The following is a 20513-nucleotide window of genomic DNA, read 5'->3' as shown; positions in this document are numbered from 1 at the left end:
TAAGTCCTGGTTTATTTATTTGTTCTTCCAGGCTGACACTTCTTCAATCAATACCGCCAGGCTAAAACGTACCGCCTTTTCAATGACGTCCTGGCAATCCCCGGAAAAACACTCACGTTTTGTTATTATCTGTCCGCGGAAATTCCACGCAAACCACACGGTTCCTGCGGGAGTACCATCCTCCCCACCCTCCGGCCCTGCATATCCGCTGATGGCTATACTGATATCGGTTTCGGCTTGCTGACGTATTCCTACAGACATCTCACTGACCGTTTGCTCACTAACGGCGCTATATTTCTTCAGCGTACTGGCCCGCACGTCGAGCATTTTCTGCTTGGCGCGATCGCTAAAGGTTATAACGCCGATATCATAAAATTCTGCGGTATCCGCCTGTGCGCAAAGCGCCGCGGCCAGCTTTCCTCCTGTACAGGATTCTGCGGTGGTCAACGTTAAATCGCTATCAATGAGCGTGTTTGCAAGCCGTTTTGTCAGTTCATTGACTGTTTTTGCGTCATTGTACTCCGTATTCATTACCGCCTCGCTAATTCTCTTCAGGAATGACAGAAATATGTCCGTTGCGTTCCAGAATGGCATACTTGATTTTACTTGATTCGGTAATCCCCTGATTTTGTCGCGCAGCGACTAATATATCTTCAAGAGAGACATCCACTTTCTTCATTTTATCTAATAAAGGGATCCCGTGATCAAGCAGGATAACCGGGGAACCATCCAGCACGGATTCGGCCCCACCCACCTTTTTTTTAATGAAACCGAACAGAATATCAATAGTAACCAGAGTGACAATCGTGATCATGGCGCCGGTTATCGAAAAATCATTACCCAACAAGGCTTGTTGAGTTGCTTCACTGATAATCAGTAATAAAATCAGATCGAAGCTGGTCATTTGTAATAATGCCCGGCGACCTGCTATTTTGAAAACCACCAGCAAAATAAGGTAAATGGCGGATGCCCGGAAGACCATCTCCATACTCACCTCCTAGGGATAAATAAATTGTCTGAAGCGGATTTCAGGTTCGCCATTTAGCTGGAGAAAACTCTTTACGCTTCCTGGCTTCACGGGCGTAACCCGCAGCCAGATAGTAAAGTTCTGCATTGCTTCAGAATCATTGTAGACGAGGTAAAGATCGTTCCCCTTGCTGTACATGCTGTCTGGCTGCGGCCAAATATTTTCCATTTCATAAAATTTGTTGAAATCGCCGCCAATGCGCAACGTCTTGTTCACAGAATCATACTTTTGTGCAGAGATTTTAAATTTAAATTCCGTTTGCAAGCGCCCAAACCTTTCGTACTGTAACCCTGTTGTCTTTAAGGTGTTTTTTCTCGTCACCTCACTTAAATATCCGCCGGAAAACGCTCCCACCGAAGCAAGAAAAACAATGCAGAGCAAACAGATAAAACCAATCTTGTGAAAGCCAGATTCAAAATTCAGAAAACGCAGGCTCTCTTTTACTCCTTGAAAATGGGTTTTCTCTCTGTTCATCTCCCCGCCTCGCTTATATAACACCAAGCCGTTGTTTTATTGAAAAATTACAATTTGAGACTTATCCCACTCGCCAGATTAATAAATAGCTACCAAACTTAATAAGTCAAATCAATTTCAATGGAGGCTCTATGAAAATATCGTTCGCCCCCTTACTGTTCTGTTTTTTATTGCCATCAGCGTTTGCCGATGATAATGGCGGATTGAAAAAAGATACCGCCCCGCCACCTGCCCATGCACTGGATGAAGGCTATCGCGGCACTGAAAATGCAAGAATCATGACCGTCGAACAAGCTAAAACCATGCATGACGGTGCGACCATCTCTTTACGAGGTAATCTCATTGAGGATCAGGGAGGAGATAAGTTTATCTTCCGTGACAAAACCGGCAGTATCAATACGCTAATCCCGCTTGCGGTCTTTGATGGCCGAACGATAAAACCCGATCAAATGATCAGCATTAACGGTAGCCTTGACGCTAAAATGCAACCGCCGGTGGTGCGCGTTAATAAAATCCAGAAGTAATACCTCAGCCGGGAAGAAATTCACTCTTCCCGCCTCCCACACAACAGATTCATTTTCCCCGTCAGACACCTCACATAATCTCTCTGGCAGCAAATCCAGCGTTTAAGCGAGTCAGAGGGGCCATGAAAATGCTAAGATAGCTACAAGAGTATATGCAAAGTGGATAGCGGGTATGAATTTTGACCAGTACGCGATGTCGAATTCGCGGTTATCAACCCCACTGCCCCAAAAACAAACGGTAATGGCAAATGTCATTAAGTATTAGTAAGATAGCTTCTTTATATATAACCCTTTAAAATTATGCGCCTGGTTTTATCATCTCTGATCGTGATGGCTGGATTTCTGAGTGGTCAGGCTGCAGCTGCGCCTGAGCAGGCCTCGTACGCTGATATTCGTGACAGTGGCTTTGTCTATTGCGTTAGCGGGCAGGTCAATACGTTCAATCCACAAAAAGCAAGCAGCGGTCTCATCGTAGACACATTAGCGGCCCAATTGTATGACCGACTGCTTGATGTCGATCCCTACACCTATCGCCTGGTGCCAGAACTGGCTGAAAGCTGGGAAGTATTAGATAACGGCGCAACCTACCGCTTCCATTTACGACGCGATGTTCCGTTTCAAAAGACTGCCTGGTTCACGCCCACCCGCAAACTAAATGCGGACGATGTGGTATTTACCTTCGAGCGCATCTTTGATCGCCAGCATCCGTGGCATAATGTCAATGGTAGCAGTTTTCCTTATTTTGATAGCCTGCAGTTCGCCGATAACGTCCAAAGCGTGCGTAAACTGGACAACAACACCGTTGAATTTCGCTTAAATCAACCCGACGCCTCCTTCTTGTGGCACCTTGCCACACATTATGCCTCTGTGATGTCGGCCGAATATGCCGCCAAATTAGCAAAACAGGATCGCCAGGAATTACTCGACAGACAACCCGTCGGCACAGGCCCGTACCAACTTTCAGAAAATCGTGCAGGCCAATATATTCGCCTACAACGGCATGAAAAATTCTGGCGTGGTACCCCCTTGATGCCGCAGGTCGTGGTGGATCTCGGCTCTGGCGGGACCGGACGCTTATCGAAATTACTGACCGGCGAGTGCGACGTCCTGGCATGGCCTGCCGCCAGCCAGCTCAGCATACTGCGTGATGACCCGCGGCTGCGCCTGACGCTGCGTCCGGGGATGAATATCGCCTATCTGGCGTTCAACACGGATAAACCGCCGTTGAACAACCCTGCCGTACGACATGCGCTAGCGCTGGCCATTAACAACCAACGGTTAATGCAATCTATTTACTACGGTACGGCGGAAACCGCGGCATCTATTTTGCCTCGCGCCTCGTGGGCTTATGACAACGAAGCTAAAATTACCGAGTACAACCCGGCAAAATCGCGCGAGCAGTTAAAAGCGCTGGGGCTGGAAAACCTGACGTTACAACTCTGGGTACCTACCAGCTCTCAGGCCTGGAACCCCAGTCCGCTGAAAACCGCAGAGCTGATTCAGGCTGATATGGCTCAGGTGGGTGTGAAAGTGAAGATCATCCCGGTAGAGGGCCGTTTTCAGGAGGCGCGATTAATGGATATGAACCATGATCTGACGTTGTCCGGTTGGGCAACTGACAGTAACGATCCTGACAGCTTTTTCCGACCGATGCTTAGCTGTGCCGCCATTAACTCGCAGACCAATTTTGCCCACTGGTGCAATCCCGAGTTTGACAGCATTTTGCGCAAAGCCCTCTCTTCGCAACAACTCTCCTCGCGAATTGATGCCTACGACGAAGCGCAAAATATTCTTGCGCGCGAGTTGCCGATCCTGCCTCTGGCCTCTTCGCTCCGTTTGCAGGCTTACCGCTATGACATCAAAGGGCTGGTGCTCAGTCCGTTCGGCAACGCTTCTTTTGCCGGGGTTTCCAGGGAAAAGGCTGACGAGGTGAAAAAACCATGATTATCTTCACCCTACGCCGATTTTTATTATTGCTGGTCACTTTGTTCTTCCTGACCTTTATTGGCTTCAGTCTGAGTTATTTCACCCCCCATGCGCCGTTACAGGGCGCATCGCTGTGGAACGCTTGGGTATTCTGGTTCAATGGCCTGATTCACTGGGATTTTGGTGTGTCCAGTATTAACGGCCAGTTGATCTCAGAACAACTGAAAGAGGTGTTCCCGGCAACAATGGAACTGTGCATTCTGGCATTTGGTTTTGCACTAATGGTCGGGATCCCCATCGGCATGTTGGCGGGCATAACGCGTAATAAATGGCAGGATCGTTGCATCAGCGCATTGGCTCTGATGGGCTTCTCTATTCCGGTTTTTTGGCTGGCGCTGCTGCTGACGTTGCTATTCTCACTAACCCTCGGCTGGTTACCCGTATCAGGGCGTTTTGATCTGCTTTATGAAGTAAAACCCGTAACCGGGTTTGCCATTATTGACGCCTGGATCTCCGACTCGCCCTGGCGCGATGAAATGCTGGTCAGTGCCATCCGCCATATGGTGCTTCCGGTGTTAACGCTCTCCGTGGCACCGACGACGGAAGTTATTCGTCTGATGCGTATCAGCACTATTGAGGTCTTTGATCAAAACTATGTCAAAGCGGCGGCGACTCGTGGTCTGTCACGGTTAACGATTTTACGCCGTCACGTACTGCACAACGCTCTCCCACCGGTTATCCCGCGCCTGGGGTTACAGTTTTCCACCATGCTGACGCTGGCGATGATCACCGAGATGGTCTTTAGCTGGCCAGGTCTTGGCCGTTGGCTGATTAACGCGATTCGCCAGCAGGATTACGCGGCGATTTCGGCGGGTGTGATGGTGATTGGCTCACTGGTTATCATTGTTAACGTGATCTCTGATATTTTGGGTGCTATGGCTAACCCTCTGAAACATAAGGAATGGTATGCCTTACGATAGCGTCTACAGCGAAAAGCGCCCGCCTGGTACGCTGCGCACCGCATGGCGCAATTTTTACGGCGATGCAACCGCAATGATCGGCCTGTATGGCTGTGCTGGACTGGCAATTCTGTGTATTTTTGGTGGTTGGTTCGCGCCTTATGGCATCGACCAGCAGTTTCTTGGCTACCAGCTTTTGCCGCCGTCATGGTCACGCTATGGCGAAGTCTCTTTCTTCCTCGGGACTGATGACCTGGGGCGTGATGTTTTAAGCCGCCTGCTTAGCGGTGCGGCCCCGACCGTGGGCGGTGCGTTTGTCGTCACCCTTGCCGCCACGTTGTGTGGCTTATTGCTTGGCGTGGTTGCCGGGGCAACACACGGTTTGCGCTCCGCGGTGCTGAATCACATTCTGGACACCCTGCTGTCGATCCCTTCACTGTTGCTGGCGATTATTGTGGTGGCTTGGGTATAGGAAGTATAAACCACCTTTTTGCTCCTCATCCGAAGTATCTTACCTGAAATTCCCTCACTCGTTTACCGCTCAAGCCCCAATTTTAACTGCCGGTCCAGCCTAAACCGCTCTAATAAGGTTCGATTTGGCGGTAAAATCTCTAGCCTGATAGCTCGAGAGATACAAACTGCCCCACCGCCCCGTTTAAAAGTTGGCAGTGTTGAGCAGTGTTGGATTTGGGGTCGTCAGTCAAAGAGACGACTCTGTGATGGATCGAACAGGCTGGGAGTCAGTGGCGGCGCTCGTTCTGGTGGCAGCTCACGCTGCTTGGCGGCATTCGCCTTGGCTGTTTTCTGTTTCAGATGCTTGAGAATCTGCTCAATGACCTTCGGATCTTCGATGCTGGCAATCACTTTGACGTGACCGCCGCAGTGTTCGCAGACTTCAATATCAATATTGAAGACTCGCTTGAGGCGTTGCATCCAGGTCATGGCGCGGTGGCGCTCTGCAGGACTCTTGTCACGCCAGTTAGTATCGAGACCTTCCGATTTGTCGGGCTTCTTGCCCCGCTTGGCGGGTGTTACTTGAACTCGGTGTTTGCTGTTCGGTGCAAAGACGCCGTGGAAGCGTGTGAGGTTGACTCGCGGCTTAGGTACCAACGCAGCGAGTTTGGCGATGAAGTCCAGCGGCTCGAAGATCACATGGGTGGTGCCATTGCGGTACGGAGTTTTGAGCTCGTAACGCACCTGCCCATTGGCGGTTAATGCCAGACGTTTTTCTGAAACCGCTGGCCGACTAATGTAGCGACACAAGCGCTCAAGCTTATCCCGCTGATGCGCTTCGGCCATCACACCGGCGTGTAGCGAGAAACCAGCATGGTTGGCTACTCGACTGCTTGAGTCGGCTTTATCCTCACGCCCTGGCAAGGTTTGCAGGGTGAAGACTTTGCGCCCTTGCTGGGGGCCGACGGCAATGCGATACGTAACCGAAGCACCATGTAATTGAGTCAGCGTATCGTCTTCGCCCTCTTCCAGTGTCAACCACGTATTCTCGGCATCACGCTCCAAAATCCCACGCTTTTCCATGCAGCGAGCGATGCGATGGCTGAGGGTGTGAGCGAGCGTATTCAGCTCATCGTAAGTGGGTGCCTTGACACGATGGAAGCGTTGCTTGCCATAGTCATCTTCGGCATAGACACCATCGAGAAACAGCATGTGGTAGTGGACATTGAGATTTAGCGCGGAGCCAAAGCGTTGGATAAGAGTCACTGAGCCAGTTTGTGCAGAGGCTTTGGTGTAACCGGCTTTTTTGATCAGATGAGTTGAGAGTGTACGATAGACGATACTCAAGACCTGGCCCATCAGCTGGGGATGGCGAGCCAGCAAAAAGCGTAGCTGGAAAGGAAAGCTGAGCACCCACTGGCGAATGGGCTCCTTGGGGAAGACTTCGTCTATCAGCAGCGCCGCACTCTCGGCCATCCGGCGGGCACCGCAGCTAGGGCAAAAGCCGCGTCGTTTACAGCTGAAGGCGACCAGACGCTCGTGATGACAATCCTCGCAGCGAACCCGCATGAAACCATACTCCAGACGGCCACATTGGAGGAGGTCGTTGAATTCTTGTTGGATGTAGCGAGGCAGGTGTTGACCTTGGGCTTCGAGTGAGGCTTTGAAGGCTGGGTAGTGCTGCTCAACCAGCTGGTAGAGCAGCGTCTGGTCGGGTTGGTGGCGTTCGTAACCGTTTGTTTGAGTGGGCGATTGACTCGCCGTGGCGTTCCTTGCCAGCGACATGGGTATCCTCCGCTGATACTGTGGTTATGTACAGTATCAGCGGCTTGCGTTCAGACGTCCAGTCTGGCCCTAGACATCGCTAAATGCTTAACCCGCAATAGCCCTCACGAGTTGTTATCAGCCACTACCGGTTGAGCGAGAAGGTTTTGGGTTCAGGGTGCTATTGCTCCACCAATCACAATACTGAAGCCCCAACTGTTATCAGTTGGGGCTTTTTCTTGTCTGTTTGCGGCGGTTGCGTTTTATCGGTAGTCGTCGAGCTCTGCACCATCCCACATAAGAGCTTAACGGTGCGATCTTCAACGCCATCACACAAAACTTTCTTTTTCACGCACAGTCAACTTATTGGATGTTTTATTAACAACCCAAAAGGAGATATTTAGCGGGCGGCCGGAAGGTGAATGCTAGGCATGATCTAACCCTCGGTCTCTGGCGTCGCGACTGCGAAATTTCGCGAGGGTTTCCGAGAAGGTGATTGCGCTTCGCAGATCTCCAGGCGCGTGGGTGCGGACGTAGTCAGCGCCATTGCCGATCGCGTGAAGTTCCGCCGCAAGGCTCGCTGGACCCAGATCCTTTACAGGAAGGCCAACGGTGGCGCCCAAGAAGGATTTCCGCGACACCGAGACCAATAGCGGAAGCCCCAACGCCGACTTCAGCTTTTGAAGGTTCGACAGCACGTGCAGCGATGTTTCCGGTGCGGGGCTCAAGAAAAATCCCATCCCCGGATCGAGGATGAGCCGGTCGGCAGCGACCCCGCTCCGTCGCAAGGCGGAAACCCGCGCCTCGAAGAACCGCACAATCTCGTCGAGCGCGTCTTCGGGTCGAAGGTGACCGGTGCGGGTGGCGATGCCATCCCGCTGCGCTGAGTGCATAACCACCAGCCTGCAGTCCGCCTCAGCAATATCGGGATAGAGCGCAGGGTCAGGAAATCCTTGGATATCGTTCAGGTAGCCCACGCCGCGCTTGAGCGCATAGCGCTGGGTTTCCGGTTGGAAGCTGTCGATTGAAACACGGTGCATCTGATCGGACAGGGCGTCTAAGAGCGGCGCAATACGTCTGATCTCATCGGCCGGCGATACAGGCCTCGCGTCCGGATGGCTGGCGGCCGGTCCGACATCCACGACGTCTGATCCGACTCGCAGCATTTCGATCGCCGCGGTGACAGCGCCGGCGGGGTCTAGCCGCCGGCTCTCATCGAAGAAGGAGTCCTCGGTGAGATTCAGAATGCCGAACACCGTCACCATGGCGTCGGCCTCCGCAGCGACTTCCACGATGGGGATCGGGCGAGCAAAAAGGCAGCAATTATGAGCCCCATACCTACAAAGCCCCACGCATCAAGCTTTTGCCCATGAAGCAACCAGGCAATGGCTGTAATTATGACGACGCCGAGTCCCGACCAGACTGCATAAGCAACACCGACAGGGATGGATTTCAGAACCAGAGAAAGAAAATAAAATGCGATGCCATAACCGATTATGACAACGGCGGAAGGGGCAAGCTTAGTAAAGCCCTCGCTAGATTTTAATGCGGATGTTGCGATTACTTCGCCAACTATTGCGATAACAAGAAAAAGCCAGCCTTTCATGATATATCTCCCAATTTGTGTAGGGCTTATTATGCACGCTTAAAAATAATAAAAGCAGACTTGACCTGATAGTTTGGCTGTGAGCAATTATGTGCTTAGTGCATCTAACGCGCTGATCACCGGCGGTTGAAAACCGTCCGGTGGATTGGCAGGTTATGCTCCTTCATTTCATTTCTGGTTTCCTATAGGGCAACCAGGCTGTCCTTGCCGGCGCTGGGAACGCAGACGATGGCATCAAATGCCTCGCTCAAATTCGTTTCTACAGAGGCGCTTTGGGACCGCATTCGCTTTGCTTCCATGGGGTCATCTGTCAATGTCAGGCATGAATCCTCCTTACCACAGGCATCGATGACATACTGTTCCACACTATCCTCACGGATTGCATCGGCAGGCGTGGTCACAACAGAGAATCCAAGAGGACTGTCGGGCGATGGGAAATGCATTTCCGGCACGGTGAGTCCAAGATGGGTGAATGCAATCGCACGGTAATCCCCCTCCTCCCTCTCTGCGAGATGCTGTCCCATGGGAACAGCCGTAAGCTCGCCTGAAAAGGAAACTGGAGTTTTTTGTAAATGATTGTTGTGCGCCAGCAGAATTATCCTTACATCCGGATTCGCTCGAACCATTCCATCCACCACGCCCGCCATATACGAGTCACGTACGGAAGTATCTCCCTCAAGAGAGGTACCATCGAAGAAAGCTTTCATTACACGCAAGGTTTCCAACGTATACTCTATCGACTCTATTCGATCAGAGGCTTTTCGGAAAAAATCGCTGTTGACGTGATTTTTCAGGACAGGGGCAAGCGACGCCAAACGGAGCTTCAATCTGGTTACCCCTGAGATAGCTTTCTCCTGCTGAGCCGTTTCCAACTCCCCCCATTTTGCCGATGAAATAACCGCCGACTGGCCATCAATGGACGTCAACAACTGAGTCAGCGCATCAACGTGGGGTTTCATGAGGTGGTCGATGACCTGGATAATTTCGGCCAATTGCGCTAGGTCGTCCCTTGGATTCAAGGTGTTGGGTAAATCGATTCCGACTAACTGCAGTTTTCTTCCTGATTCGCGTAGATATGATTTAACCCAAATCAGCACTGAGCCATACAAAGAAAAGGTCAGGGTATCCGAAAATCGCTCAAGTTCATGAGCACCGGCTGTTGAGTTGAGCCATTCAGATAGCCGGGATGCCTGAATCGCCCCACATTCCAAACCAATCGCATTAAGCATGCTTCCTCCACAATGGAGAGGCCCAGTTACAGGACGTTGCATAACTGCCAGCCGCGACCATTGAGGTCGCGGCATTTCTCTCATGACCGCTTTTGGCGCAATCCGAGCGATCTACTCGGCAGCTGTCGGCCCTTGGGGTCTTGTTTAGGGAACTGGCTCAGATGTTCGTGAGTGATCTTCCAGACATTCGCTTCTCTACGAAGGATAGTTGTTCCTCGCCCACCGCCTTCCAGAGCGCTACCATTTAAAATTGCCCTCCACCGGAAGTGATAGGTGCATCCGGCACAATCTTTCGACTGGGCAACCCACTCCAGGTTTTCTAACCAATAATTTTCAAGAGGAAATTTTTTCCAGGTTTCCTCAAAGGCTTGCCGTATCTGCTTCAGTCCACAAAATGATCCGTCATTGAACCAGAATATCGCATTTGGTGAAATTAACGGCACCAACTGATCGAAGTCGTGCATATTAATCAGTTTGCTCGACTTCACGCGGGATCCAGAACCAGGCGACATAGAGGGCCCGTAGGAAGAGAATCGTCAGCGCCGTTCCCACGACGATGCCGCCCATCATTGCGTAGGCACGATTGCCAGCATGAACTGGCAAAGCGCCGAAGTGCTTGCCAGCCTGGACACGTTTAACCTGACCGAGAGGTACGGTTGCGATGCGGAGATCATATTTGTTAATTAACGCGCTTGCTTAATTAACAATGGCCACGGGATTCTACTCGGAATCCCTTCAAGGCGAGGGGCGATAATCGGCCCCAGGCGGCGAGTGGGCTAAGCAATTTGTGGCATCCGCGACGCGAATAAAGACCAGTGCGGTCATCGGCTACAGTCGGTTCCATGCGCCATGATGGCACTGCCGGCAGGCGACGTTAATCGATGATCTCGGCACCTTCTGCGTTCAGACGCGCCAGGCCCTCCTTCATTTCCCGCAGCCGCTGGGCCGTGTGTGCTTGCCACTTCGTCACTTCAGCAATTACGCGCAATGGATCGCGGGAGCGATAAGACAGGGTCGGGTTACCCGGGAACTTCTTATCCGTCAGGTTCGGATCCTCCTCGATGGCGCCGGTCGGTTCGACGACATAAATTCGTTCCGTTCCGCTGCCACCCGCCAATTCGGCGCCCCAGATCGCCGCATCGAGCGTGCCTGTAAAATACACCCACGACAGGGATTTCGCGTCTGTGAAATTCGATCGATAACCGACGGCGATCAGATCACCGGGTGCAAGAGCGGCTTTGGTTCCATGGAAGAACGACTGGGCAAACATGGTTGCGGTAGCAGACATAGAGTCCCCCTTGATGTTAAGCGCTTCTGTTCACAGTGTCGCGGGGCCCGTATTTTCGGCGGGGCGCACCCTGGATACATAGTCGTTGATAGGGTGCGGGCGAGCATCCCGCATGCCATGCGTCGGATCAGGGCGAGCCAAAGTGCCGTTGAAGATAGTCGACACCGAACGAAACGATATCCCGCGCTTCGAACAAGTAGCAGTGCGCCTGACCGACCAAGCCCTCCCGATGGCGTCGCAGCTCCACATAGGCATTGGTAATTGTCTCGACGGCGTCCGGCTCTCCTTCGATAGCGAAACAATCGAGAATGCCGTTGGAGTCGAAATCCTCGGCGCGTTTCCATCTCACTCCGCCGTCCTCGCTGCGGATCGGCATTTCGTAGCTCACGCGTCGCTTGTTCGGGATGCGGGCAATGGCCTCGGCGTAGTGCAGGACGGTAACGGAATCGAGCGGGGCTCCGAGCAACAGAACCTTTCCGGCACGCTCGACGAAACGCTCCAGCGGCGATCCAGGTCCGAAAGCCTGCCCAAGTTCGTGAGGCCGCGTCAGAGTGCCGGCCAGAGGCCCTACCGCGACCATCGAGGCATCCGGGTGCGCGCTGCGCCGGGCGCCGGGTGTCTGGAGGAGGAACCGGTTGAGCAGGCCGAAGCCGCGATACGTGCCTGATATGGCTGGATCGAACGGCGGCCATCGGTGGCGCAGTTCCGCATCCATCCGTGCGCCATTGAGCGTTTCTTCGTAAGGCGACCGGTCCCACGAGGCGTATCCCATCAAGCTTCCAGTGGGGCCGACGGCATCGAGCAGGGCAGACACTATCGATGCTGCGCCTCCATCGACGGGGCCGATCGCCTTCAGCGATGCGTGAACCATGACGAGAGCGCCGGATTGGACACCCAGCCGTGAAAGGTCCGCCGCAATTGTTTCCCTTGTGTTCATTCCGCTGCCATCCTCTATATCCTGCATTCCCCAAGTGGCGTGTCGTTTGAGGTGAAGATAGCCTGTATCCGAGCGCTAGACAAGGATTTTCTGCCGCAAGCGGCACCTGCGGTCGCGCAGACTGCTGGATCTGGACGGATCAGACCGCGAAGCCGCTGTTTCCTTGCCCAGGGGCGGCGTTTTTCAGCGCAGCGGACAGATCTGTCCAGCCGCTTTCGTTCAGTTTGAGCGTGGATCGCGATCATGCGCATAGCGGTGGCGCTCGCAATCGGCGGATAGCGGCGAGGATGGCGCGTACCATCGTGCCGGTGACAGCGACCTCGGCCAGCTGGAAGGTGATGGTGCGGGCGTGACGGACCACACGTGCCCCGATCTTGATCAGCTTCAGTTGCAGGCTGGTCAACGACCAGTCGGCCATGGCCTCGGGCAGCTCGATGCAGCGCAAGAAGGTGGCCAGGTTGTACGCCAGGGCGTGCAGTTGCAGCCGCACCTCATTGTCGCGGAACTTCCGGCACGACAGCCGCGTCCAGCGAAAGGCGTATTTGCCCTCTTTGATGTGCTGCTCGGCGGTGCCGCGCTGGTTGTAGAACCGCACCACCCAGTCCGGCTCCATCGGCAGGTTGGTGACGATGAAGCCGACACGCGGGAACAGTTCGCCCGGATGCCATTCGATCTTGGCGATCACCCGGCGTTCCTTGTCCCAGGACGCCGCCTGATACTCGAATTCCTCGAAGAACCGCTTGACCTTGGTCAGTGACGGCCGCCCGACAGGGCGCGTTAGCCGATGCGCGATCTTGTCCTTGAGGACCGCGTTTGCGGGCAGCCGGATGGCGTAGAAGAACCGCGCTTCTTCCAATCGCTCATAGATCGCCGGGATCGCGTAGGCAGCATCGGCCCGGAAGAACCTGCCACCAAGGTCGCGCTCCGCGTAGCGCGCAATTACGGGGTCGAGAACATCACGCCAGCCATCGGCGCTGTGGACGTTGCCATGGCGCAGGGCGCAGCGTTCCAGCATCCCGAACTGGTTGAACAGAAAGTTGGGGTGATAGCAGCTACAGTCGAAATGGCCATTCCAGGCGGACCCTTCCTGGTCGCCATGGGTCGGGCTGACCGAGCTGTCCATGTCCAGAACGATGTACTTCAGCCCGTTACGGTCATGGAACCGGTCGATCCATTGCCCGTTCAGGTCGGCCAGCGCGGCACGGTTCCCGGCCAGAGCCAGCGTCTCGGTCTCGAACCGTCCCATCTGCGATGCCGAGGCCGCTTGTGCATCGACCGCTCTGCCGCCGACAACTTGGCGCATGACCGGATCGCAGGCGAGACGGTTGGCGTCGTTGACATCCTCGTATCCGGCCAGCCGCCCAAAGACTGATTGCCGGAACAGGCCGTCGAGCCGATGGACCGTGTTCTTGCCAGAGCGAGTATCGCGCAGCGCCGCTGACGCCAAATCGGACAACCCGAGCGCGTCATCAAGCTCGCGCATCACCAGAAGGCCGCCGTCGGAACTGAGCTGCGTGCCGCGAAATTCCAGCCGCACGCGAGGGTCGAAATCCACCCGATCTGCCCGTTGCAAGCCCGCACCCTCTGGGTGATCCATGAAACGCGCCCCTCGCAGCCTTCAACACCATGTTTTATATAGGAAATATAATGGTCAGGACAGCGAAATCAGCGCCTTACTTGGGAAATGTGGGTTAAAATCATGCCTCTCGACAAAATAGCGAATAAGACTAGCTCTAGCCAGTGAGAACTCCGCGACAAAGTGAGCACCCTCGCCAATGCCGACAATTCGGGCGCCCTCAACTACGGGATTAAGAATCTCAAACTCATTGAACTCCAGCTTTTGAGGCTGTAAAAGTGTTCTGGTCGTTCTCCATGTCATTTTTTTATCCTTTTGCGTTTATTGCTGAAATCGTCATACTTTCGCTTCGCCAATAACCAGGCTCACAGAGCATAACGCCCCAGTTAACCGACATCAACGTGCGCAGCACGTTGATGTCCGGTTGAACGCCCGGTTAGGCTGACGACAGATGCGAAGGCAGATGAGAACACGCCGAGATACCAGTTGGTAGAGATGGTGCAGCCATTCATGACCACTTCCCCTTGATTTTGAAGCTTTGAACAGTGCGCAGGCTTTCGAACGCCTGGCGTGTTTGGACCATGTACACCGCAGGGCCGTCAGGTGTGAGGATGTTTTTTTCTTGAACGAACCCGGCCTTCTCGTAGCAGCGAATGGCGCGATGGTTGCTAGGAGATGGATCGGTTTGGATTTTCGTTACGGCCGGGTCGCTAAACAGGAGTTCAACGAGCGAGCGTACGAGCTTTGTACCCAACCCCTTGTTTAACTGTGATGGATTAGCCAAAGACTGGTCAATCCCGCGGACCCCTGGATCAGTTTCGTCTTCCCACCATCCATCGCCACTTCCAAGTGCGATGTAGGATTGGGCGTAGCCGATGGGTTCGTCATCTAGCATTGCGATGTAAGGCACTACAGCTTGCTTTGCCAGAACTTCGGGCGAATAGTGTTCTAAGACTTCGTCAAGAGTTGGGCGTTCATCCTCGCCGCCCCACCACTCGACTATGTGGGGGCGGTTCAGCCAAGCATGGAGCATTGGCAGATCGTTCTCGGCCATGACTCGTAGAACTATTGCGGCATTGTTGGCGGACATGAGATGTTGATTCCGTGCGGGCCTAACTTTGTTTTAGGGCGACTGCCCTGCTGCGTAACATCGTTGCTGCTCCATAACATCAAACATCGACCCACGGCGTAACGCGCTTGCTGCTTGGATGCCCGAGGCATAGACTGTACAAAAAAACAGTCATAACAAGCCATGAAAACCGCCACTGCGCCGTTACCACCGCTGCGTTCGGTCAAGGTTCTGGACCAGTTGCGTGAGCGCATACGCTACTTGCATTACAGCTTACGAACCGAACAGGCTTATGTCCACTGGGTTCGTGCCTTCATCCGTTTCCACGGTGTGCGTCACCCGGCAACCTTGGGCAGCAGCGAAGTCGAGGCATTTCTGTCCTGGCTGGCGAACGAGCGCAAGGTTTCGGTCTCCACGCATCGTCAGGCATTGGCGGCCTTGCTGTTCTTCTACGGCAAGGTGCTGTGCACGGATCTGCCCTGGCTTCAGGAGATCGGAAGACCTCGGCCGTCGCGGCGCTTGCCGGTGGTGCTGACCCCGGATGAAGTGGTTCGCATCCTCGGTTTTCTGGAAGGCGAGCATCGTTTGTTCGCCCAGCTTCTGTATGGAACGGGCATGCGGATCAGTGAGGGTTTGCAACTGCGGGTCAAGGATCTGGATTTCGATCACGGCACGATCATCGTGCGGGAGGGCAAGGGCTCCAAGGATCGGGCCTTGATGTTACCCGAGAGCTTGGCACCCAGCCTGCGCGAGCAGCTGTCGCGTGCACGGGCATGGTGGCTGAAGGACCAGGCCGAGGGCCGCAGCGGCGTTGCGCTTCCCGACGCCCTTGAGCGGAAGTATCCGCGCGCCGGGCATTCCTGGCCGTGGTTCTGGGTTTTTGCGCAGCACACGCATTCGACCGATCCACGGAGCGGTGTCGTGCGTCGCCATCACATGTATGACCAGACCTTTCAGCGCGCCTTCAAACGTGCCGTAGAACAAGCAGGCATCACGAAGCCCGCCACACCGCACACCCTCCGCCACTCGTTCGCGACGGCCTTGCTCCGCAGCGGTTACGACATTCGAACCGTGCAGGATCTGCTCGGCCATTCCGACGTCTCTACGACGATGATTTACACGCATGTGCTGAAAGTTGGCGGTGCCGGAGTGCGCTCACCGCTTGATGCGCTGCCGCCCCTCACTAGTGAGAGGTAGGGCAGCGCAAGTCAATCCTGGCGGATTCACTACCCCTGCGCGAAGGCCATCGGTGCCGCATCGAACGGCCGGTTGCGGAAAGTCCTCCCTGCGTCCGCTGATGGCCGGCAGCAGCCCGTCGTTGCCTGATGGATCCAACCCCTCCGCTGCTATAGTGCAGTCGGCTTCTGACGTTCAGTGCAGCCGTCTTCTGAAAACGACAGCTACCCCCGGCCAAAAAGGCCGTCATGCGATTTATCTTGGCCGGGTCGTTATTGGCGGGTCTAAATGGCCGCTCCGTGGATCTCATCGCCAGAAATGGCGATGCGAGATCCAGGGCAGGGCGGCCGCCATCGTCAGACCTGGCGATGGTCGACGCCGGCGCGCATCGTCGGATGTGGCGATGCGAGCTCGAGGTCGGTGGCCACCGCCGGCGACCTGGTGCCATCGTCGGCAATGGCGATGCTGCAGCTCGACGTGCGCGGCCTGGTCGTCTCGGCATCGTCGGATGCGGCGATGCTCGAGCGAGGCGAAAAAAAACCGCCTCGGGGTGTCCGAGGCGGCAAGTCTGCATGCGGTTCAGGGAGGAAGAAACCGCGCCGGCGATCAGGGAGGAAAACCGCGCGGCCTGATGTGCAGCTCGGCCACTTTAGCCGGATTTTTCGACTTATCCGATGCGAGCGGCCCGCCGTGGGCGCTGCTCGATCTGCTGTTGCTTTTTCTCGACGTGCTTCTGCTCCTGGTGCTGCTGCTCGTCGCGCGGCACTGTTGCAAAGTTAGCGATGAGGCAGCCTTTTGTCTTATTCAAAGGCCTTACATTTCAAAAACTCTGCTTACCAGGCGCATTTCGCCCAGGGGATCACCATAATAAAATGCTGAGGCCTGGCCTTTGCGTAGTGCACGCATCACCTCAATACCTTTGATGGTGGCGTAAGCCGTCTTCATGGATTTAAATCCCAGCGTGGCGCCGATTATCCGTTTCAGTTTGCCATGATCGCATTCAATCACGTTGTTCCGGTACTTAATCTGTCGGTGTTCAACGTCAGACGGGCACCGGCCTTCGCGTTTGAGCAGAGCAAGCGCGCGACCATAGGCGGGCGCTTTATCCGTGTTGATGAATCGCGGGATCTGCCACTTCTTCACGTTGTTGAGGATTTTACCCAGAAACCGGTATGCAGCTTTGCTGTTACGACGGGAGGAGAGATAAAAATCGACAGTGCGGCCCCGGCTGTCGACGGCCCGGTACAGATACGCCCAGCGGCCATTGACCTTCACGTAGGTTTCATCCATGTGCCACGGGCAAAGATCGGAAGGGTTACGCCAGTACCAGCGCAGCCGTTTTTCCATTTCAGGCGCATAACGCTGAACCCAGCGGTAAATCGTGGAGTGATCGACATTCACTCCGCGTTCAGCCAGCATCTCCTGCAGCTCACGGTAACTGATGCCGTATTTGCAGTACCAGCGTACGGCCCACAGAATGATGTCACGCTGAAAATGCCGGCCTTTGAATGGGTTCATGTGCAGCTCCATCAGCAAAAGGGGATGATAAGTTTATCACCACCGACTATTTGCAACAGTGCCATTTCTTTTCTCATTCCTTCAACACTAAAAGCTCCTTTAAAAAGGTTGCAGGGGGCGCATGATGGAAATAAGTTTTCTATAGCATGCAGTTCAGGGTGCATAACCTTACCCGTACTTCGGGCAACATGAGTTACGCCGCTGCCGACAGGGGCTCTCACCAGTTCAAAGTCGCGTCGAACAGGCTCAACATGATCGGCATGCCACCCTTTTTCAGGAAGCTTGCAACCACAATAGGCACAACGCCCCCCAAATTTCATTCGCAGCTCAGCTCGCTGTATTTTAGAGATCTTATTTTTAGGTTTTGAGAACCTACCATCAGGTGATTCAGCTTTGGATAACTTTGCTGAGGGCTCAGGTAATTCAACTAAATTCCCGTTGATATTTATCACCTTGACCATATCATTTTCCGCCTTTACTAAGCTCACGGGCACAGGAACTGGCTTAAGTAACCGCTAAAGATAACAGCCACTGACTGCATCTACCCAGACCTTCTGTTTATACTCAATAGGCCACCCCTCTTTATCTGCCCGGATGACGCAATCATTTACCGTGGTGCGTGACCGGATACGAACATCAAGCGGAAGCGAATCGTTATCCACACGAGCCTGTGCCTCATTTAAAATGCGTAAAAACATCTCTTTGGTCATTCAGATACCCCCTCAACTTTGCGAATTTTGATCAGATGAGGGCGACTCAGTTTACAAAGTTGTTCTGTCGCTTCATCAATCGAATTGAACCGATGAGCCTCTTCGATATTTAAAGTCCAGTATTTCGCTTTCCCTTCTCCCAGATCGGACTCAAAATAATTTCGCTTTACATCCATTTTTTTAGGCCTGCCATTTATCTTGACGACATTATGTCTGTCATCAAAAAGAAATTCGTCCCCCTCAAAAGTGATTAATACAAATGGCCCCTCAGGCTTGGAAGTCCGGGAACTTTCCATTTTCAAAGTCATACTTCAGCCTCTCGATAGAACTCATGAAACGTCAAATTAAAATGGACTCACACCACACTGATTCAGTATTCCTCCTGAACCCCATTAGGCTCTGTTGTGATTTCATATTTAATTCCGCCAGGTGCTCCCACAGCGTCCGCGACCGACTCACACAGCAGCGAGAGATCGTTGAGGGTCATTGGGTGTTCAATGTCCAGCGTGAAGAGTTTCCCGGCTTGCTTGGCGGCTGTCTTGTCAGCATGTTCGGCATTAAAAAGGTATACGGTGTGTTTTTCCTGAGCGGGTGTATTTTGATTTTGCATTGATGATCCTTTTGTTTAGTTCCCCGATTCCGGGGGTGAGTGAATTAATTTAAATTTATATTCGTCTGGTTTAATTAGAACGTTTCCACGCTATGCGTAAACAGGTAATGCAAGGGCTGTATCAACAGGATTAAAGTTACTTTTCTGGATGCAGCAACGCTTGGACATGATGTCCACATTACATCACGATCAAAGCTAAGTTTTTTTTGTATAACCCCTCCATTTTCGTGTGTTTCGCGTTTCAGACGCTTATACGACCTGCTTGACCATCCTCATCAGAAGGCGGTTTAACAGTCCTTTCGCTGTCGGGCGATTGCTATCGACATAGTAAAAACCTGTTTTGGTCGTACCGTGAGCACTGCTCAGCACCCTCAGTTCCCAGATAACGTCACGGATAACGCCGCCATTTTCTGGCTTAAGGCATTCAGATAAATGGCGCATGAAACGAGCTCTTACGGCACGGTAATAGCGGAACTCCTCTGGCTGGTTAGTATTTTCTTTCACCCGGAGTCGCTGGTTACACAGAGTTAGAACTGCATCCATCATTCCCGCCTTCAGCTTCGCCTGGATCGCACCTTGTTGCTGTTCCCTCTCACCTTCGAGTAACGTTAAAATTCTTTCTCCGAGTGCCGTCTTGTTGTGTACGTGCAACTGAACACAGGCAGCTACGCATGCCCAGAATCTGAACTTTTTTATCTGTCCACGCAATTTCCGGGCTACAACCTGACGGTATGCAGAATCACTGAGTATTTTAAAACGCCGACTGGCAACCAGCTCTGGAAGCGACACTCTGTCGCCTATCCCCAGGCGGGAAAAGGTTTGTCCCCGCTGTGCGAGACGATGATAGACAGCGCCCTTGCCTTTTGAAATTCGGACCGCGCCATAACGAAGAAGATACTGAGCAGCAGTCGTTGGAGTAAACTCACCGTCAGCGATGCGCTGGCGTAACCCGTCGTATTCATGCCAGATAATCCAGGACGCCGTATCTTCTTCAACAGTCAGCTCATCCTCTTCCTCGAATGCCACGACGACAGAACTGCTCTCTCCGGTCTTTAGGCTACGTGAAGCCCTGGGGTCAGCCTGCCCGTCAAAATAGGTCATCAGCGGCAACGTATCAGTCAGTCCATCATAAGCTGTACCGAACCGGCCTCCGGGCAGTTTCATCCAGAGTGGAGCTGGCATTGGTGTACGGGGCACAGGCTGCATGTCAGGCTCATCCTCAAGAAGGTCCAGATCGGCCTCTTCCCAGACCCTGCGATAGATCTCAATTGCCCGAAACGGGCGAGGGTTGAAACAGTGCAACGACCAGAGGAAATCAACGTGGATCACGTTTGCTTCCTGTACAAGCCGAAATTGTGGCTCAGCCATACGACGGTTATAAGCCGTATCGTCAACCTCGCCGGAAAGTAGCTTTCTGCGATGCTCTGCCGCACGTCTTGCTTCAACATAATCAAGGCTGCAACAGGCATGAAAAAGACGTTCAGTCAGGGACGAAGAAAAGATATTGGGTTGAAGACGCACATATCCGCCTTCGAACACTTTACGACCGATATAATCCCGCAGGCTCCAGTCGTACTGGATCTTAGAAAGAAATCGCTGAAGACGACTCAGGCCAGCCTGATAACCGTATTTCTCCGGGTCAGTTCGAAGGAGCGTTTCCATTGAAT

At 53.4% G+C, this 20513-nt stretch carries 23 protein-coding genes and 3 pseudogenes; 5 read left to right on the top strand and 21 right to left on the bottom strand.

What is annotated here, in order from left to right:
• Positions 1–15: 15 nt before the first annotated feature.
• From L3069_RS23995 to L3069_RS23985, 3 genes are read right to left on the bottom strand one after another with little or no spacing between them, the layout of a single operon-like run.
• Positions 16–531, bottom strand: coding sequence for a 2-oxo-tetronate isomerase (locus L3069_RS23995; RefSeq protein WP_017900989.1), 516 nt, complete (start codon positions 529–531; stop codon positions 16–18).
• A gap of 10 nt (positions 532–541) precedes the next feature.
• On the bottom strand, positions 542–988 hold the full coding sequence (locus tag L3069_RS23990) for a DUF421 domain-containing protein (RefSeq protein ID WP_004193264.1): 447 nt from the start codon (positions 986–988) through the stop codon (positions 542–544).
• A 9-nt stretch (positions 989–997) separates the two neighbouring features.
• Positions 998–1501 carry a hypothetical protein gene (locus L3069_RS23985; protein ID WP_004193267.1) on the bottom strand — a complete coding sequence of 168 codons (504 nt, stop codon included), beginning with the start codon at positions 1499–1501 and terminating at the stop codon, positions 998–1000.
• Between the two features lie 131 nt (positions 1502–1632).
• Between L3069_RS23985 and L3069_RS23980 the strand changes: the two genes are divergently transcribed.
• The 4 genes and pseudogenes from L3069_RS23980 to L3069_RS23965 all read left to right on the top strand — a co-directional run.
• On the top strand, positions 1633–2025 hold the full coding sequence (locus L3069_RS23980) for a YdeI family stress tolerance OB fold protein (protein ID WP_004193269.1): 393 nt from the start codon (positions 1633–1635) through the stop codon (positions 2023–2025).
• Between the two features lie 300 nt (positions 2026–2325).
• On the top strand, positions 2326–3969 hold the full coding sequence (gene sapA, locus L3069_RS23975) for an ABC transporter substrate-binding protein SapA (RefSeq protein ID WP_004193272.1): 1644 nt from the start codon (positions 2326–2328) through the stop codon (positions 3967–3969).
• Positions 3966–4931, top strand: a complete 966-nt coding sequence (gene sapB / locus L3069_RS23970; protein WP_004193276.1) for a peptide ABC transporter permease SapB — start codon at positions 3966–3968, stop codon at positions 4929–4931. The genes sapA and sapB overlap by 4 nt, the downstream gene beginning before the upstream one ends.
• A pseudogene (locus L3069_RS23965) lies at positions 4918–5376 on the top strand (peptide ABC transporter permease); the annotation flags it as partial. The gene sapB and the pseudogene L3069_RS23965, both read left to right, overlap by 14 nt.
• Before the next feature lie 230 nt (positions 5377–5606).
• On the opposite strand, the gene L3069_RS23960 reads toward L3069_RS23965, so the two are convergent.
• The 11 genes and pseudogenes from L3069_RS23960 to aac(6')-IIc all read right to left on the bottom strand — a co-directional run bounded on the left by L3069_RS23960 (position 5607) and on the right by aac(6')-IIc (position 14853).
• Positions 5607–7148 (bottom strand): IS91-like element ISCR1 family transposase, encoded by a 1542-nt coding sequence (locus L3069_RS23960; protein ID WP_000050481.1) that lies wholly within the window; start codon positions 7146–7148, stop codon positions 5607–5609.
• Positions 7149–7552: 404 nt separating this feature from the next.
• Complete coding sequence (gene sul1, locus L3069_RS23955; RefSeq protein ID WP_000259031.1) at positions 7553–8392, bottom strand: sulfonamide-resistant dihydropteroate synthase Sul1; 840 nt, start codon at positions 8390–8392, stop codon at positions 7553–7555.
• Positions 8386–8733: a quaternary ammonium compound efflux SMR transporter QacE delta 1 gene (locus L3069_RS23950; RefSeq protein ID WP_000679427.1), complete on the bottom strand. Its 348-nt coding sequence runs from the start codon at positions 8731–8733 to the stop codon at positions 8386–8388. The genes sul1 and L3069_RS23950 overlap by 7 nt, the downstream gene beginning before the upstream one ends.
• A 182-nt stretch (positions 8734–8915) precedes the next feature.
• Positions 8916–9956 (bottom strand): annotated as a pseudogene (ere(A), locus tag L3069_RS23945) (EreA family erythromycin esterase); the annotation flags it as partial.
• Between the two features lie 86 nt (positions 9957–10042).
• Entirely contained in the window at positions 10043–10450 is a 408-nt protein-coding gene (locus L3069_RS23940; protein WP_063613390.1) for a nuclear transport factor 2 family protein, read from the bottom strand.
• Positions 10451–10836: 386 nt separating this feature from the next.
• Positions 10837–11250: an NAD(+)--rifampin ADP-ribosyltransferase gene (gene arr, locus L3069_RS23935; protein ID WP_012695486.1), complete on the bottom strand. Its 414-nt coding sequence runs from the start codon at positions 11248–11250 to the stop codon at positions 10837–10839.
• Positions 11251–11377: 127 nt separating this feature from the next.
• Positions 11378–12187, bottom strand: coding sequence for an aminoglycoside N-acetyltransferase AAC(3)-IIg (gene aac(3)-IIg, locus L3069_RS23930; RefSeq protein WP_012695485.1), 810 nt, complete (start codon positions 12185–12187; stop codon positions 11378–11380).
• A gap of 241 nt (positions 12188–12428) precedes the next feature.
• Entirely contained in the window at positions 12429–13784 is a 1356-nt protein-coding gene (locus tag L3069_RS23925) for an IS1380-like element IS1247 family transposase (RefSeq protein WP_006473457.1), read from the bottom strand.
• A 93-nt stretch (positions 13785–13877) separates the two neighbouring features.
• Positions 13878–14066: pseudogene (locus tag L3069_RS23920) on the bottom strand (erythromycin esterase family protein); the annotation flags it as partial.
• A gap of 83 nt (positions 14067–14149) precedes the next feature.
• Complete coding sequence (locus tag L3069_RS27400; RefSeq protein ID WP_022646489.1) at positions 14150–14275, bottom strand: hypothetical protein; 126 nt, start codon at positions 14273–14275, stop codon at positions 14150–14152.
• Positions 14272–14853 carry an aminoglycoside N-acetyltransferase AAC(6')-IIc gene (gene aac(6')-IIc, locus L3069_RS23915; protein ID WP_012695484.1) on the bottom strand — a complete coding sequence of 194 codons (582 nt, stop codon included), beginning with the start codon at positions 14851–14853 and terminating at the stop codon, positions 14272–14274. Before aac(6')-IIc ends, L3069_RS27400 begins: the two co-directional genes overlap by 4 nt.
• A gap of 162 nt (positions 14854–15015) precedes the next feature.
• Here aac(6')-IIc and intI1 point away from each other — a divergent pair, with 162 nt between their 5' ends.
• The gene (gene intI1, locus L3069_RS23910) at positions 15016–16029 is read left to right on the top strand and encodes a class 1 integron integrase IntI1 (RefSeq protein WP_000845048.1); all 1014 of its coding nucleotides are present in this window, start codon (positions 15016–15018) and stop codon (positions 16027–16029) included.
• Positions 16030–16675: 646 nt separating this feature from the next.
• Here the strand turns inward: intI1 and L3069_RS23905 are convergent.
• The 7 genes from L3069_RS23905 to L3069_RS23875 all read right to left on the bottom strand — a co-directional run bounded on the left by L3069_RS23905 (position 16676) and on the right by L3069_RS23875 (position 20508).
• On the bottom strand, positions 16676–16816 hold the full coding sequence (locus L3069_RS23905; RefSeq protein ID WP_001044210.1) for a hypothetical protein: 141 nt from the start codon (positions 16814–16816) through the stop codon (positions 16676–16678).
• Between the two features lie 5 nt (positions 16817–16821).
• The gene (locus L3069_RS23900; protein WP_001067855.1) at positions 16822–17526 is read right to left on the bottom strand and encodes an IS6-like element IS26 family transposase; all 705 of its coding nucleotides are present in this window, start codon (positions 17524–17526) and stop codon (positions 16822–16824) included.
• A gap of 11 nt (positions 17527–17537) precedes the next feature.
• On the bottom strand, positions 17538–17987 hold the full coding sequence (locus L3069_RS23895; protein WP_000241453.1) for an HNH endonuclease: 450 nt from the start codon (positions 17985–17987) through the stop codon (positions 17538–17540).
• A gap of 54 nt (positions 17988–18041) precedes the next feature.
• Positions 18042–18236 (bottom strand): hypothetical protein, encoded by a 195-nt coding sequence (locus tag L3069_RS23890; RefSeq protein ID WP_000159617.1) that lies wholly within the window; start codon positions 18234–18236, stop codon positions 18042–18044.
• Positions 18233–18544, bottom strand: a complete 312-nt coding sequence (locus L3069_RS23885) for a hypothetical protein (RefSeq protein ID WP_000172888.1) — start codon at positions 18542–18544, stop codon at positions 18233–18235. Before L3069_RS23885 ends, L3069_RS23890 begins: the two co-directional genes overlap by 4 nt.
• 62 nt (positions 18545–18606) lie before the next feature.
• Positions 18607–18846, bottom strand: a complete 240-nt coding sequence (locus L3069_RS23880; RefSeq protein ID WP_001180999.1) for a hypothetical protein — start codon at positions 18844–18846, stop codon at positions 18607–18609.
• Between the two features lie 249 nt (positions 18847–19095).
• The gene (locus tag L3069_RS23875) at positions 19096–20508 is read right to left on the bottom strand and encodes a hypothetical protein (protein ID WP_022646499.1); all 1413 of its coding nucleotides are present in this window, start codon (positions 20506–20508) and stop codon (positions 19096–19098) included.
• Positions 20509–20513 lie beyond the last annotated feature (5 nt).

Origin of the sequence: Enterobacter cloacae complex sp. ECL411, assembly GCF_021869665.1 — a bacterium.
GTDB classification, from domain to species: Bacteria; Pseudomonadota; Gammaproteobacteria; order Enterobacterales; family Enterobacteriaceae; genus Enterobacter; species Enterobacter intestinihominis.
Note: the sequence above shows the minus strand (reverse complement) of the source record. Positions and strands in the feature narration are given on the sequence as shown.

Excerpts from the sequence above, each read along its gene's own strand:
- L3069_RS23995 (WP_017900989.1), bottom strand. The coding sequence starts at position 531 with ATGAATACGGAGTACAATGACGCAAAAACAGTCAATGAACTGACAAAA.
- L3069_RS23990 (WP_004193264.1), bottom strand. The coding sequence starts at position 988 with ATGGAGATGGTCTTCCGGGCATCCGCCATTTACCTTATTTTGCTGGTG.
- L3069_RS23985 (WP_004193267.1), bottom strand. The coding sequence starts at position 1,501 with ATGAACAGAGAGAAAACCCATTTTCAAGGAGTAAAAGAGAGCCTGCGT.
- L3069_RS23980 (WP_004193269.1), top strand. The coding sequence starts at position 1,633 with ATGAAAATATCGTTCGCCCCCTTACTGTTCTGTTTTTTATTGCCATCA.
- sapA (WP_004193272.1), top strand. The coding sequence starts at position 2,326 with ATGCGCCTGGTTTTATCATCTCTGATCGTGATGGCTGGATTTCTGAGT.
- sapB (WP_004193276.1), top strand. The coding sequence starts at position 3,966 with ATGATTATCTTCACCCTACGCCGATTTTTATTATTGCTGGTCACTTTG.
- L3069_RS23960 (WP_000050481.1), bottom strand. The coding sequence starts at position 7,148 with ATGTCGCTGGCAAGGAACGCCACGGCGAGTCAATCGCCCACTCAAACA.
- sul1 (WP_000259031.1), bottom strand. The coding sequence starts at position 8,392 with ATGGTGACGGTGTTCGGCATTCTGAATCTCACCGAGGACTCCTTCTTC.
- L3069_RS23950 (WP_000679427.1), bottom strand. The coding sequence starts at position 8,733 with ATGAAAGGCTGGCTTTTTCTTGTTATCGCAATAGTTGGCGAAGTAATC.
- arr (WP_012695486.1), bottom strand. The coding sequence starts at position 11,250 with ATGTCTGCTACCGCAACCATGTTTGCCCAGTCGTTCTTCCATGGAACC.
- L3069_RS23925 (WP_006473457.1), bottom strand. The coding sequence starts at position 13,784 with ATGGATCACCCAGAGGGTGCGGGCTTGCAACGGGCAGATCGGGTGGAT.
- L3069_RS27400 (WP_022646489.1), bottom strand. The coding sequence starts at position 14,275 with ATGAATGGCTGCACCATCTCTACCAACTGGTATCTCGGCGTGTTCTCA.
- intI1 (WP_000845048.1), top strand. The coding sequence starts at position 15,016 with ATGAAAACCGCCACTGCGCCGTTACCACCGCTGCGTTCGGTCAAGGTT.
- L3069_RS23900 (WP_001067855.1), bottom strand. The coding sequence starts at position 17,526 with ATGAACCCATTCAAAGGCCGGCATTTTCAGCGTGACATCATTCTGTGG.
- L3069_RS23895 (WP_000241453.1), bottom strand. The coding sequence starts at position 17,987 with ATGGTCAAGGTGATAAATATCAACGGGAATTTAGTTGAATTACCTGAG.
- L3069_RS23890 (WP_000159617.1), bottom strand. The coding sequence starts at position 18,236 with ATGACCAAAGAGATGTTTTTACGCATTTTAAATGAGGCACAGGCTCGT.
- L3069_RS23885 (WP_000172888.1), bottom strand. The coding sequence starts at position 18,544 with ATGACTTTGAAAATGGAAAGTTCCCGGACTTCCAAGCCTGAGGGGCCA.
- L3069_RS23880 (WP_001180999.1), bottom strand. The coding sequence starts at position 18,846 with ATGCAAAATCAAAATACACCCGCTCAGGAAAAACACACCGTATACCTT.
- L3069_RS23875 (WP_022646499.1), bottom strand. The coding sequence starts at position 20,508 with ATGGAAACGCTCCTTCGAACTGACCCGGAGAAATACGGTTATCAGGCT.